This is a genomic window from Nostoc foliaceum FACHB-393 (genome assembly GCF_014698505.1).
GTDB classification, from domain to species: Bacteria; Cyanobacteriota; Cyanobacteriia; order Cyanobacteriales; family Nostocaceae; genus Nostoc; species Nostoc foliaceum_A.
This window is the reverse complement of the sequence record NZ_JACJTD010000005.1, coordinates 192,757-207,514: the sequence shown is the minus strand read 5'-3', so window position 1 is coordinate 207,514 and position 14,758 is coordinate 192,757. Positions and strand designations below refer to the sequence as shown.

9 protein-coding genes are annotated in these 14,758 nt (G+C 43.1%); 4 read left to right on the top strand and 5 right to left on the bottom strand.

Features of this window, described 5'->3' with window-relative positions:
- Nucleotides 1-311: 311 nt before the first annotated feature.
- Together H6G92_RS07250 and H6G92_RS07245 are read left to right on the top strand one after the other, a co-directional pair.
- Nucleotides 312-2,906 carry a hypothetical protein gene (locus tag H6G92_RS07250; protein WP_190892289.1) on the top strand — a complete coding sequence of 865 codons (2,595 nt, stop codon included), beginning with the start codon at nucleotides 312-314 and terminating at the stop codon, nucleotides 2,904-2,906.
- Nucleotides 2,907-3,000: 94 nt separating this feature from the next.
- The gene (locus tag H6G92_RS07245) at nucleotides 3,001-3,453 is read left to right on the top strand and encodes a type III secretion system chaperone family protein (protein ID WP_190892288.1); all 453 of its coding nucleotides are present in this window, start codon (nucleotides 3,001-3,003) and stop codon (nucleotides 3,451-3,453) included.
- 161 nt (nucleotides 3,454-3,614) lie between these two features.
- Here the strand turns inward: H6G92_RS07245 and H6G92_RS07240 are convergent, their stop codons facing one another.
- The 3 genes from H6G92_RS07240 to H6G92_RS07230 all read right to left on the bottom strand — a co-directional run bounded on the left by H6G92_RS07240 (nucleotide 3,615) and on the right by H6G92_RS07230 (nucleotide 8,613).
- Complete coding sequence (locus H6G92_RS07240; protein WP_190892287.1) at nucleotides 3,615-5,996, bottom strand: phosphoketolase family protein; 2,382 nt, start codon at nucleotides 5,994-5,996, stop codon at nucleotides 3,615-3,617.
- A gap of 518 nt (nucleotides 5,997-6,514) precedes the next feature.
- Nucleotides 6,515-7,222, bottom strand: coding sequence for a ribosome maturation factor RimM (gene rimM / locus H6G92_RS07235; protein ID WP_190892286.1), 708 nt, complete (start codon nucleotides 7,220-7,222; stop codon nucleotides 6,515-6,517).
- A gap of 107 nt (nucleotides 7,223-7,329) precedes the next feature.
- A complete protein-coding gene (locus tag H6G92_RS07230; RefSeq protein ID WP_190892284.1) occupies nucleotides 7,330-8,613 on the bottom strand; it encodes a valine--pyruvate transaminase in 1,284 nt (427 codons plus the stop codon).
- Nucleotides 8,614-8,898: 285 nt separating this feature from the next.
- Here H6G92_RS07230 and H6G92_RS07225 point away from each other — a divergent pair, with 285 nt between their 5' ends.
- Entirely contained in the window at nucleotides 8,899-10,008 is a 1,110-nt protein-coding gene (locus H6G92_RS07225; protein WP_190892313.1) for an S-(hydroxymethyl)glutathione dehydrogenase/class III alcohol dehydrogenase, read from the top strand.
- A gap of 313 nt (nucleotides 10,009-10,321) precedes the next feature.
- Complete coding sequence (locus H6G92_RS07220) at nucleotides 10,322-10,501, top strand: DUF29 family protein (RefSeq protein ID WP_190892310.1); 180 nt, start codon at nucleotides 10,322-10,324, stop codon at nucleotides 10,499-10,501.
- A 25-nt stretch (nucleotides 10,502-10,526) separates the two neighbouring features.
- Here the strand turns inward: H6G92_RS07220 and H6G92_RS07215 are convergent, their stop codons facing one another.
- Together H6G92_RS07215 and H6G92_RS07210 are read right to left on the bottom strand one after the other, a co-directional pair.
- Nucleotides 10,527-12,200, bottom strand: coding sequence for a hybrid sensor histidine kinase/response regulator (locus H6G92_RS07215; RefSeq protein ID WP_190892282.1), 1,674 nt, complete (start codon nucleotides 12,198-12,200; stop codon nucleotides 10,527-10,529).
- Nucleotides 12,201-12,586: 386 nt separating this feature from the next.
- The gene (locus H6G92_RS07210) at nucleotides 12,587-14,506 is read right to left on the bottom strand and encodes a GTPase family protein (RefSeq protein WP_190892280.1); all 1,920 of its coding nucleotides are present in this window, start codon (nucleotides 14,504-14,506) and stop codon (nucleotides 12,587-12,589) included.
- Between the last annotated feature and the right edge of the window lie 252 nt (nucleotides 14,507-14,758).

Below are 14,758 nucleotides of genomic sequence, written 5' to 3'. Positions count from 1 at the left end.
GATCAAGAGATTTTAGCGTTGCTGAAATGAAGCCCGGCGAACTAAATCTGAATGTGCAAGGATTTAAGTTTTGACTCTGGCGGGAATAATTAAAGAAGGATAATCTACATAGAATACCTGTTTTATTGAAAGCTATAAACAAGTTGTAAATGAAATTCCAAAGAGTCCATAAATCTACCTCTCAGAATCCTCAAACATTTCAAGAAAACTCCAAGTTAGCGTCTCGGCCCTTCGGTATCCAGAGTAAAGAGACATCGAGGAAGCCTCCCACGCAGGGGGAAATAGAGAATCAAGCCCTCCAACATCAAAAAATGGAGGCAACAAAACTAGAGATCCAGGCAAAGTATGGCACGATAACGCCAGAGGGACAGGAACGCTTGGGTGTATTGCAAGGTAAGATGAATGACTTCTGGGTGCAGAGAAAAGAAAGTAGTAAGGGTCAGCCTAACTTATTAGAAATCCCTGGTATATTTACACGGCGTGAAACACGTTTAGCACAACAGATTCAGCCACAACTGACAATTGGACAGCCTGGGGATAAGTATGAGCAGGAAGCGGACAAGGTAGCCGCAGATGTCATAAAAGAAATACATCAGAATCAGAGTACGGTGCAAAGGCAAAAGGGGGATGAGCAGGAGCAAATAAACACTCATACAACTGAGTTAGTGCACCACAATCAGATCAATATGAATGCAGCAGCTTTGAGCCTACAGGGTAATATAGTTCAGTGTCAGTATTTAAATCCCGGTGAATACAATTCCTGGCTCAACGAAACTCAAGCTAAAGCAAAAGTGGGAAGAAAGGGATATAGATTTAGTAAAACTGCGAGCAGAGATGCTTTAAAAGCAATAGATGAAAGATTATTTTATTTTGTCCATTACCCATCAAAAAATGGAGATAGACAAGAAGATTTAAAAGAGAGAATCTCACTACTCAAAGGTATTAAACAAGTAATCAAGTCTTCAAGATATTTCACAGAAGATAAAAAAACTGAAATTTTTCTACTTCGTCAGCAAGCAGTAAATGCTCTGTTGAATGAAGTCCAAAGTATGTTAACACAACTTAAAAGTGAATTAAATCAGGATAAGAACGAAGTAGAATACAAGGAATCTGAAGAATATAGAACAGATATTGAAGTTGAAGCGGATTTGGATAATGAATCTTTCGATGGTAAATACTCTCAATATTCTGACAAACTTGAGGAATCTCAAGAAAATAAAAAAACTACTCAGCCAGAAGAGCAAAAAAATGATGACTATATAGAACCTCAAGTAGAAGAGCAAAATGATGGCTATTCACAACCCCAACTAGAAGAGCAAAATGATGACTATATAGAACCTCAAGTAGAAGAGCAAAATGATGACTATATAGAACCTCAAGTAGAAGAGCAAAATGATGGCTATTCACAACCCCAACTAGAAGAGCAAAATGATGGCTATTCACAACCTCAACTAGAAGAGCAAAATGATGGCTATTCACAACCCCAACTAGAAGAGCAAAATGATGGCTATTCACAACCCCAACTAGAAGAGCAAAATGATGGCTATTCACAACCCCAACTAGAAGAGCAAAATGATGGCTATTCACAACCTCAACTAGAAGAACAAAAGTCTAAAGATTATTTCAATAGAAAAGACTCACAATTTTTGGAAAACAAGTTTGAACAAGAAGATGGTAAATTTGAAATTTCAGAAACAAAGTTTCAGGAATCTAAAAAAATAGATGACAACAAGTTTAAATTAAATAAAAAACTAGGAGTATATGGAGAAAGAAAAGCATCTAATCAAAAAAATAAAACGCAGCAAGAAAACCAAGGTGAAGTTAAAGATGATAATGGCAAAATCATTGGTCAAATGCAGAACTGGCATCCGGCTTATAAGGGTAAAGCTATCAGACATTTATATGGACAAGATCGCAAAGCTAAAAAGCTCAAGATTCAAGATGGCAAACTCTACGGTCATGATTCAGAGTCTAAAGAACAAGATAAAGAGGATCAAAACAAGTTTCTTTGGAAAGGAAAGCCCTATAAGACGAAAGAAATGAAAACTCTATGGGGTTCAAGCAGTGGTAAAGCAATATTTGTAATGACCGTTAACGGTAAGATTTACGCCGCAGACCAGGCGGCTGAGTATCAACAAGGACTAGACCCGCGTCAAAAGCAACAATGGATTTTTCACCACTCAAGTTTTGTAGCTGGGGCTGAAGTTGCTGCCGCAGGCGAAATAGAAATTAAAGATGGAGTGCTGCAAGGTATTACTGATGCAAGTGGTCACTATCATCCCGATGCAGCGATGACTCGCCAAGTTCTACAAATGCTTCAAGATGGTGGAGTAAGCCTTGAAGGTGTATACGTCCAAATTACAATTCCTCAAGAGAATTCTAATCTTATATATCCAGCTGATAAGTTTTTGGAACATACAACTGCTAAACAAGAACCTCAAGAGATTATTGAAAATCTGCGAGAAAAACAGGATCTAGATACTTCCATTCTTTCAGAAAGTGCTGAACTTGCTGAGAAAGCAGGTAATTTAATCAGGCAAGTAAAATATATTTCACAACTTTTTGAAGATATGAATGAACTTCTACAGCCAGGTCAAAAGGAAAAAATAGAAATACAAATGAGGAATTTGTACGAGTTGGCGCTTAGAAAAGGTTGGAAAGCATACAAAGCAGGATTAACTAATCAAAGTAATCCAGATAATGATTATTTAGAAGCTTATATATCATTTGAAGCGGCAAAAGAGATTGAGGCTTTTAATGTCTTGAAAGATGTGGAATTCAAGAAGCCCGGTGATGTTCCTCAAAATGCAAAAACATCTTTACAAACAATGGAAAACACTCCTATGGGAGCAACTAATGCCTTGGATAGGATGCAGAGACTAGCTAAGGAAAAAAATATGCTTTAAATTAATGTATAAAAATGAAAAACTTTTATTTAAGCTTTGTTGATTATTATTTAGAAAAAATAATCCCGATTAAAAGCTTTCTGAGGTAATTTATATGGCGCAAATGTTTGAAACGGTTATTAAGTTCTTTGAAGAAGATAACTGGCTGTTTGAAAAGCTAGAGGGGGAGTCAGCTTTAGGAATGGGGTTTCAGGGTGATAATGGAGAATGGAGTTGCTACGCCCTAGTTAGAGAGGAGCAAAAGCAATTTATTTTTTATTCTGTAAGTCCATTAGAAACACCAAAAGAGAAACGCTTCCAAGTGGCTGAGTTTTTAACTAGAGCAAACTACGGTATGATGGTTGGCAACTTTGAACTAGATTTTGCTGATGGAGAAGTTCGTTATAAAACAAGCGTTGAAGCTGAGGTAACTAATCTGAATTCAGCACTAATTAAAACAATGGTTTATACCAATCTACGAATGATGGATAAATACTTACCAGTTCTGATGTCTGTCATTGATGGTGATTTATCGCCAACTGAGGCGATCGCTCAAGTTGAAGGTTAATATGAGCGAGGTATGTTAGAAGTACTAAGTGCGATCGCTTGTTGATCTAGTTTTGAGAACTGTACCTGCTTCACTGACATAGACGAAAACTCCCTTTCCGACAAAGTAAGGGAGTGGGCAAAGTTGTGTATTCTCTTCAATTGAAAAAGCGTGTTTTCCTCTTAATACGGCCACTTCCAATCGCGAATTTCCGGCATATCGTCGCCGTACTTCTCAATGTAATGTTTGTGTTCGATGAGCTTATCTTGCATCTCCTGTTTGACATAAGCTGCCCTATATCCTAGCTTTGGCACGCGAGCAATAACATCCATCACCAAATGGAAGCGATCTAGATCGTTAAGAACAACCATATCAAAGGGAGTGGTGGTGGTTCCTTCTTCCTTGTAGCCACGCACATGCAAATTATTATGGTTGGTGTGGCGATAGGTTAGGCGATGAATCAGCCAGGGATAGCCATGAAAGGCAAAGATAATCGGTTTGTCTGTGGTGAAAATCGTGTCAAAGTCTTTTTCGCTCAAACCGTGGGGATGTTCGCTTTTTGGCTGTAGTGTCATCAAATCGACTACGTTCACTACCCGCACCTTTAACTCAGGGAAGCGCTGGCGCAGAATGTCTACAGCCGCCAAAGTTTCTAAGGTGGGAATATCCCCAGCACAAGCCAGCACTACATCTGGTTCGTCGCCTTGGTCGTTGCTTGCCCATTCCCAAATACCGATGCCTTTGGTGCAGTGCTTGATAGCAGCATCCATGTCGAGGTATTGCAATGCTGGTTGCTTTCCAGCAACAATAACGTTGACATAGTTACGGCTTCTTAAACAATGGTCAGTTACCGATAGCAGAGTGTTTGCATCGGGGGGCAAATACACGCGAACAATTTCTGCTTTCTTATTGACTACATGGTCAATAAAACCGGGGTCTTGGTGCGAGAAGCCGTTGTGGTCTTGCCGCCAAACGTGGGAGGTGAGTAGATAATTGAGAGAAGCTATTGGTCTACGCCAGGGAATATCTCTGGTCGTTTTTAGCCATTTGGCGTGCTGATTGAACATTGAGTCAATGATGTGGATGAACGCCTCGTAGCATGAGAAGAACCCGTGGCGGCCTGTGAGAAGGTAGCCTTCTAACCATCCTTGACAACAAGTTTCGCTGAGAATTTCCATTATCCGACCATTGGGGGAAAGGTGGTCATCTTCTGGGAGTTTCTCGGCTACCCAAGTCCGGTCTGTGACTTCCAACACACCGCCTAAGCGATTTGATACCGTTTCGTCGGGGCCGACGATGCGGAAGTTGCGGCTTTCTTGGTTAAGTTGCATGATATCCCGCAGGAAAATTCCGGCAACTTGGGTAGCTTCAGCGATCGCTTGCCCTGGTTTGAGAACATCTACGGCATAGTCTTGAAAGTCGGGCATTTTCAGGTCGCGCAGCAAAATACCGCCGTTGGCGTGGGGATTGTCACCCATGCGCCGATGACCTTTGGGAGCCAATTCTGCTAGTTCTGGGATCAGTGTGCCGTTAGCGTCGAAGAGTTCTTCCGGTTGGTAACTCTTCATCCAATCTTCTAAGAGTTTCAGGTGTTCTGGCTGTTTGGCTATGTTGCCAAAGGGAACTTGGTGCGATCGCCAATAACCTTCGGTTTTTTTACCATCTACTTCCTTGGGGCCTGTCCAACCTTTGGGGGTTCTCAAAACAATCATCGGCCACTGAGGACGTTCAGTGAAACCATGTACGCGGGCTTCTCTCTGAATGTTTTGAATTTCTGCGATCGCTATATCTAGAGTCGCCGCCATCTGCTGATGTACATCTGCGGGATCGTCACCTTCAACAAAGTATGGCTTGTAGCCGTAGCCTACAAATAAGCTTTCTAATTCCTCATGACTTATCCGTGCCAATACTGTTGGATTAGCAATTTTATACCCATTCAAGTGGAGGATCGGCAGTACAGCCCCATCATGCACAGGGTTAAGAAACTTATTGGAATGCCAGCTAGTTGCTAAAGCACCTGTTTCAGCTTCGCCGTCACCCACAACAGCAGCAACGATCAAGTCAGGGTTATCAAAGGCAGCACCGAAAGCATGGACCAGGGCATAACCTAGCTCCCCGCCTTCGTGGATCGAACCGGGAGTTTCCGGTGCAACATGGCTAGGAATACCACCAGGGAAAGAAAATTGTTTGAAGAGTTTCTGGATTCCTTCAGCATCCTGGGAGATGTTGTGATAATACTCAGTGTAAGTGCCTTCTAGGTAGGTGTTGGCTACCAGTCCAGGGCCTCCATGACCAGGGCCAGCAATATAAATAGTGTTGAGGTCATATTTTTTGATGACCCGATTCAGGTGAACATAGATCAAGTTCAGCCCTGGTGTTGTTCCCCAGTGACCCAAGAGTCTGGGTTTGACGTGTTCCAGCTTTAGGGGTTCTCTCAGTAGCGGATTGTCCAGTAGATATATCTGCCCAACGGAAAGATAGTTAGCAGCACGCCAATAGGCGTTTATCTTCTGTAATTCTTCATCTGTTAAAGGCTTTGTTTGTGGAGTTGTAGCTAATGTCATTTCGACACTCCATTACAAAAAGGATTTTGACGGCTTCATCAGTAAGCAATTATACTTTTTTTGCAAATGATGGCCATCTACCCATGATGATTTTTTTCAGCCTTTGTGGCTAAATTGCTTGGTTTTGGGCACAGGATGGAAAGCAATGTCTACGAAGGGCTATGCCTACTAGTCTGTCAAATTCATTTTGACGGTTAGAGAGACGCGATAAATCGCCTCAAGACGAAAGATTCATCCTTGTAGAGACGGCGATTTATCGCGTCTTTGGATCTAGAGTTTTCATCAAAAAACATTAACCGAACCGTATTGTATTAATACCAATACCCTTGGGTTAAGGGTTATTGGTGTAGGTAATTGGTCTTTGAAGACGCGATAAATCGCGTCTCTACATGAGGGTTTTGTTGCTCATTCTGAACTGTATTGGTATTAATACTGCAAAAGTTACGATTTTTGGTAAAGCTTTAGTCACGTCGCTTTGCTCCGAATTAAAAATTAATAATTTCCATTCAATTAATACTCTAATTATTAATTTCCAATAACCCAGGTGGTGGGGTAATTTCAATGCGATTAGATTTCAAGTCTACTACTGGTGCGATCGCTTCCACAAATGGAATCAAAACAGTCTTTTGTTTTTTGTCAGTAGCAAATGATTCATGGAATTTTACTTCTAACAAATCATTACCAGCCGGGATAATATCTACCACCGTACCAACGAGTTCGCCAGATGCTTGCATGAAGACTTCCACGCCAATCAAATCGAGGACATGATATTCATCTTCGCTTAATTGGGGGCGATCGCTCACTGGCACCATTAACTTACAACCACGCAACGCCTCAGCCTGATCGCAATTTTCCACACCAGCTAATTTGATTACATACAAGTTTTTGTTACTGATATAACGTCCTGTTAATAATTCGATTGGTTGTGGTTCTGTGCCATCTAAACGCAACAACCAACGTTTTCCCGGCACCTCAAATCTTTCGGGAAAGTCAGATACAGGATAAACTTTTAATTCTCCAGACAATCCTTGAGGGGAAACAATCTTACCAATTTCTAGCCAATCGTCGAGATTGGGGATTGGGGATTGGGGACTGGCAACTAAGGGTTTGGGATTAGGGGCTGGAGATTGAACATTTTTAATTTTTGAATTTCCTCCTACTCTCTTGCCCCTCTGCTTCTCTGCCCCTCTGTCTCCCTTCTCTTTGTTAGCTTCTTCGTGTTTCATTGCCATTTTCCCTACTAGTACAACACGGCGGAAATAAACCACCCATTCCAAATTAATGAAACACTTACACTGTATTCATTTTTAATTTTTAATTCCGCCTTGCGCTACTAAGCAGTTACTGCTGCACTTTTATAAGCTTCTTCAGCCACTTTGGCTAAACGTTGCATAGCAGTAGCTATCTCTTCATCCGTACCTGTAAGGCTGATGCGGAAACATTGGTGTTTGTGGGCCCATTCTTCCTCTAAACCGGGGAAGAAGCTACTTCCTGGGACAATAATCACACCTACTTGCTTAAGTTGCTGGTAAAATTCCCAATCACTGATGGGTAAATCCTGTAACCACAACCAAGCAAAAATTGCTCCTTCACCGCGATGGAGGAACCAAGGTAAATCCTTGGGCATCGCTTGTTCTAAGCTGGTTTCTAAAACGGTAAATTTATTTTGGTAAAAGGGACGGATGACAGTATGAGAAATTTCGACTAAAGCACCTGAATTGATTGCAAGAGCTGCGATCGCTTGGCCGTAACGTGAAGAATGGAGACTAATATTTGCTTGGAAACACTCCAGCACTTCAATCCACTTTTCATCCCCAATGGCAATACCAACCCTTTCTCCTGGTAATCCCGCTTTTGATAAACTCATGCAGTGGAGGATGTTATCACCAAACACTGGTGTCATTTCGGTAAAGTTCAATGCCGGGAAGGGAGGCGCATAAGCTGAGTCAATTAACACGGGTAGATTGTAAGGCGCAGCTAGGGCAGCAATCTTTCTCACCTCATCCTCAGTGAGGACATTACCAGTGGGATTACAGGGGCGTGAGAAGAGGATACAACCCGTATTTTCTGTAATCGACAGTTGGCTGAAGTCGGGGCGATATTTAAATCGGTGGGCGGCTTCATCAATATCGAGAGTTGGTTTGTAAGCAGTTAAGGCTTTTGGAACTAAGGAGAGGCCGCCGTAACCTGTGTAGTCAGGGCTGAGAGGCAAAACGATTTCTTTTAACTCGCCGCTAGGGGTGTAGCCACCGAAGCTATTCACAGCGTAGAAGTAGAGGGTTTGACTACCGGGGGTGATGAGGATATTGCGATCGCTTAAGTTTAAACCGTAGCGTTTGTTAAAATCATTAGCGATCGCTTCAACTAACGGTGCATAACCCTGACTTGAGCCGTAGCGACAAACTACCTCACCATATTCTGGGCTAGTCAAAAGCTGTGCAGTGCAATCCCGCCATAACTGCTCTACCTCTGGCAAAATCAACGGATTACCAGCACTCAAATTAATAAATTGCTGCCCTGCACCCGCTCGTAATGTTTCGATAATATCCTTCATGATTGCTCTGACGCCAGTCAGGTTGGACATTTGAGCGCCAATTTGAGTTAGGGCAGGGTTCATAAGCTGTGACAAAATGTATTAATCGAGAGGTGGACAAATTATTTGGGGTGTTGCTGCTGACATTCAGTTTACATTGTTGTCAAAACAGCTGTTGCCGCCTTTAACCAATCTAGCTAGAGAATGATATTTTGACAAAGTAATATTTATCGTTATAGCGGCGATTTTCCTTAATAAATACGATGAAGTGATACAAAAGTGTATCATGCGTTCAATATGTTTAAGTGAAAGAATCCCCAGTGCTGAAGTATGGGGATAACGTCAAATAACTATACAGGAGGGCTGATGTTGCAAGTTAAAGCAGCAGTAGCTTACAGCGCAGGTAAGCCGTTGACAATTGAAACCGTTCAACTATCGGGGCCACAAGCTGGCGAAGTGTTAGTTGAGGTGAAAGCCAGCGGGGTTTGTCATACCGATGCTTTTACCTTATCTGGCGATGATCCCGAAGGTTTGTTTCCGGCTATTTTAGGACATGAAGGCGCTGGTGTGGTAGTGGAGGTAGGCGCTGGTGTCACCAGCCTCAAACCAGGGGATCATGTGATTCCTCTCTACACTCCCGAATGTCGTCAGTGCGAATATTGTTTGAGTTTCAAAACTAATCTTTGTCAAGCCATTCGCTTAACTCAAGGACGCGGTGTGATGCCCGATGGCACCAGTCGTTTTAGCATCGATGGGCAGATGATTCATCATTATATGGGTACATCAACTTTTGCTAACTATACGGTGCTGCCAGAAATTGCCCTAGCAAAAATTCGGGAAGATGCCCCATTTGATAAGGTTTGTTATATAGGCTGTGGTGTGACTACTGGTGTTGGTGCAGTCATCAATACTGCCAAGGTGGAACCGGGAGCAAATGTAGTGGTTTTCGGCTTGGGTGGTATTGGTTTAAATGTCATCCAAGCGGCGCGGATGGTAGGGGCAAATATGATTGTCGGGGTGGATATTAATCCCAGTAAACGCGCCTTGGCGGAAAAGTTTGGCATGACGCACTTTGTCAATCCGCAGGAAGTAGAGGGGGATTTAGTTCCCTATTTGGTTGATTTAACAAAAGGTGGGGCTGATTACAGTTTTGAATGTATCGGTAATGTCAAAATTATGCGTCAAGCATTAGAATGCTGCCACAAAGGTTGGGGCGTTAGTGTAATTATTGGTGTTGCTGGTGCTGGACAAGAAATTAGTACTCGTCCTTTTCAATTAGTAACTGGGCGCGTTTGGAAAGGTTCGGCATTCGGTGGCGCAAGAGGACGTACAGATGTGCCGAAAATTGTTGATTGGTATATGGAAGGTAAGATAAATATTGATGATTTGATTACCCATGTGATGCCTATTGAGCAAATTAATGATGCCTTTGAATTGATGCACAAAGGTGAATCAATTCGGAGTGTGGTAACTTTCTAATTCGTAATTCGTAATTCGTAATTCGTAACTGATGCTTATGCAGACAGTACTTTTTCAAATAAGGTTTAAATCTCTGAACCCGAAGGGTTAGCAACAATTAGAGTACAACGACGATAAATTCTCAAGTTGTTAAGCGAAAATCCTAGCCTGAGAGGATGTTTGAAAAGTCCTCTTATCGGTATCAAATAGTTTTAGATCCCCCTAAATCCCCCTTTTTAAGGGGGACTTTGATTCTGGTTCCCCCCTTTTTAAGGGGGGTTAGGGGGGATCTAAAAGTGCTTAAAGTAACAGCGAAACACTTTTCAAACAACCTCTGAGGACTTACCTTGAAGAAGCACTCCAGGAATCTTATGAAAATGGTAGGGATTTAGCATCAGGAGAAACAAATCTGCCACTCTCAACTTTTCCCCAGCTATGTTTATATGCTTTTGAGGAAATTTTGAGCGATCGCTTTTATCCAGGTGAGGCTGCGACAGATGATTTAATGGGATAAAAGCGATGTCTACGATGGGCTACGCTTACGCACTCATGAGAAAGTATTGATCAATTTCTGCCGTAAGTATTTCAAAGTCCACAGGCTTGGTCAAGTGGCATTTAAAACCAGACTTAAGCGCAAGCTCTTTATCCATCTGGCCACCGTAACCGGTGAGCGCAATCAGAATTGAGCGAGTAAATTTGGGGTCTTTACTCAGTTCCTGTGCAACGGCGAATCCATCCATTTCGGGAAGTCCGATGTCACAAATAATCACATTAGGTTCAAATTTCCTTGCAGTTTCTACCCCTAAAATTCCATTCTTGGCAATGGAAACTTCATGCCCAAAATGCTCAAGTACTGCTTGTAATGATACGGCTGAATCGTCGTTATCTTCAATAACTAAAATCTTCAACGATTTTTTAGCCGCTTCTATAATCTCTAAGTCGTTGTCCAAGGTTGTAATCTCTTCGCATACAGGGAGAGTGACTTTAAATTCTGCTCCCAAATTGACCCCTCTACTTGAGGCTTCAACATTACCGCCATGAAGTTCGACAAGACTTTTGACTACTGAGAGTCCTAAACCTAGCCCGCCCCTTGAACGATCTAGGCTGCGATCGGCTTGGGTAAATGGCTCAAAGAGTTCTGGTAAGATTGTCGGGTCTATCCCTATGCCTGAGTCTCTTACAGATAAGACCGCTACACTACCTGAGCTATGTTCACCGGGAAGGAATGAGAGATCGACCCAAATCGTCCCATCTGGCTTGGAAAACTTTAAGGCGTTATCAAGAAGGTTTCTAAAGACCTGGAAGAAACGGGTCGGGTCAACATAAGTCCACAGAGGCTTGTTTGGCAAGTTTTCTACTATGGTAAGATTCGATTTCTTTATTGCTTGTGCATAGTCATTAAGACTCTGGCGAACTAATTCCACCAGATTAAGCTTCTCAAGGTTTAATGAAATCTTACCGTAGGTGATGGACGATACGTCAAGTAACTCATCGATCAATTTCGAGAGGTGCTTAATCTGGTGTTGCATCATTAAAACTGTTTCTCCGACTGAGCCAGTCTCGCCCAGTTTTAACTTGAGAAGCTGAACTCCGTTCGAGATGGGGGCAACGGGATTCCTCAACTCGTGAGCTAGCATTGCAATGAATTTGTCTTTAAGCGCGTTTTGGTTCGTAAGTTTCTGGAAAAGTTGAACGTTCGCGATCGCCACTGCTGTAGTATCAGTCAAAATCTCAAGCATTTCTATCTCTTGGGGCGTGGCTCGGTGTTGTCTACTCCAGTACGCTCCGATCGCACCCAGTGGATCAGAAACCCGTATGGGAACCATCACTAAACTCTTGACAAAAGTAACTTTGTAAGCATCAAGAGGAATTCGAGCATCCTGGTAAATGTCTTCAATTACGGCTGCTTGTTTATTGAGCATTGCCCAACCGGAGATGCAAGATTTGAGCGGAAAACGCATACCTTTCCAAAGCGGCCCGATGGCGTTCTCATCGACATAGTGGCAACATTCACCATCGCGCAATACAAAAGTTACTCCATCAGCATTAGTGAGATCGCGGGCTGCCAAACGCACAATCTCGATAATTTCTTCAATAGTTCGCACACAAGCCAAATCTTTCACGACGACAAGCAGCCGATTGTAACAGGAAATGTTATAGCTCTGATGTGAATCCTGTTCTTGAGAGATGGAGGTTTGTAATATATTTTTCATAAAAAACTCCGAACAAAAGGGATGTCTCTGTAAAAACTCAGGTAAAGCGGGTAGGTTTCAGCAGACACCTACTCTTAATCGTAATCTTAACTTTGATGTTAAGATTACGACCTGTTAACGCATTTTTTGTTAACTTATTTCTGGGTATAAATATTTTTAACGCTGCTGAGTAAATATTCGTAAAATACTGGAGGGCTAACGCAACTTGTGATTTTAATATACAGGGGGAACGTAGTTAGCAAACTCGCTATTTAGGCGTAGCAGTTGCAAGAGAATGGAAGATGTGTCACCGATAGCGTAGCATTAGCGTTAGCAAAGCGGTAGCGAGGAACGAGCGTCCGCAGGAGCGTCACAGCCCGTCGTAGACATCGCTTATCGCAGACAAATTATTTGGCAATCGACAGATAATATTCAAATCGCTCTCGGAGTTGTTCAACTGTCAAATTCTGAGTCCAGTACTCCACTAGAGCGTGACCAAATGCCCAAGCGTTGCGGTCGGGTGAAGCGGAGTTTTCTAGCAGTAGCGGCCAGAGGGATAGCAATTCAAAGTTGAGCGGGTTAGGGTTAGCTGTATTCAAGAGCGAGAAAAGCTCATATCCCATTTGGAGTTTGCCAATCACAATCGGCAACTGTTCCACGGGAATTTGCTCGGCCAGCACATAGGCTAGGGTTGGAGATCCGGTTGATAGGGTAGAAACAAACTGGAGAACGGGACTTTTGAGCAAAGACGTTAGTCCTTGTGTTGTCGCCATTTGAAAGGTGTAGTGGTCGATGATTTTGGCTGCGGCGACGGTGCGGGCTTCTAGGTTACGTAAAAAGCGGGCGAGACGAAGTTGCTTGGTTGGTGCGATCGCATCTACTAATCCCAGTGAAAGCGCCTCCACTCCCCAAGCGACTCGACCCGTTTTGCTGTCACCTGTAACCACAGGTAGAACTAGATTACAGAAGTTTCCCAGCAGTTTGGCGCGATACTCAGTGGCTTCTCGAATGGCAATTTCTTTGGAGCGATCGCCCCATTCCCAATCATAAGGCGGTTGCCATTCGCGGATGGGGCGTAAACGATCTACTTGAGTGACGATCGCGATCGCAGGTAAATCTGCAACTTCTGCTTTGATATCTTGCAGAAAGTCCACATCCATTTGCAGGGCAGGATCGAGGGCAGGGGTGACTAACAGCAGCAAATCTGCATTAATGGCATAATCAAGTACCAAGTTTCGGAGATCGGCACGGTTAACTTGTTCATAACCAGGTGTGTCCCAAAGCGTCAGGGATTCTCCGCTTTGAGTCTGCCATTGATAATTTTGAATGCGATCGGTACTAGGTAAAACATCAACGGCTGCTAAATCTGCCTGAAATAGCGTGTTAATCAGGCTACTTTTTCCTGATCCCGTGCGCCCTACCAGCAGAATATTCACGGGTTTTTGCTCAACCGCCTCGGCTGGTTGAGCTTGAGTCATGATTTCTCGGAGTGTTTGAGTTTTTGCCTTGGGTAAAGTTGGTGTGGAAACAACGGTTGCTGAAACTGGTAATGTGCTACGTCCGTAGAGTGCGATCGCTTGCCGACATAAGTTTCTCAGGGCAGCTTCTCGGAATAACTGGCTCAAATTCCCCAATAATTGCTGAGTTGCTTGGTTACTAGAACCCTGAGTAGCTTGTTTTGCCACCGCCGCCACCGGATTTAAGACCCACTGTGCCCAGTTCCAAACACGCCAGAATTTCCGAGCTGATGGCTCCAACTTCCGGTAGACTTCGTATCCTTGGTATGCTTGTCCAATCGTTACCTGATTGAGGACAGGCGATAACTTTTGCATCCACTGATCCATATCATCCACCGTTCCCCGAATCAGCCCGTAAGCTTGGGGGACGTAAATATTCAGCAGGGGATATTGAATCTGAGGATTATAGATATGAGCGATCGCTATCACTAAATCCTGGCATCGCGTCCAAAAAGTTTGCCAGTCTTCCCAAATCGGGCGATCGCTTTGTGCTGCTTGCAGAATTTCTTGGAGTGCGGCTTCTGCAAGCTTTGTGGTGTCACTTCCCACTGGTGGCGTTACTGTATTCTCTGCTGTCGATTCCAATTCTTCTTGGACTTGGGCTAATACAGCCTCCACTTGGTTAACAGCTGGTTGAGTCCATTTGACCAATAGCCAACGCCAACCAACGAATAAAAGGGTGAATACACCCCAAATCCAATTAATGCCCCACGCATGAATTTGCGTACCGGCGGATACCAGTAAAAAAATGATAATAAACGCGATCGGGATTGCTAAAACGACCCACTGCCACGGTTTTAATCGTACCATTGCCCCATACCTGCTTTGAAATGTTGGGAAATTCGAGTTTTTGCAAAAATTACTCTTTTGACGCTCCCCGCATTCCGCTACGACCTGAAGGTATTTTCTAATATTTTAATATTAGTCATTAATCATTGGAAAAAGACGAAGAGACAAGGAAGAAGCTTGTCTCCTTGTCCCTACTCCCCAGTACCTACCGTGTACACACAAGTCACCAGTTTTATCTCAATACCCTTGGGATAAGCCAGAAAGCCCTCATGT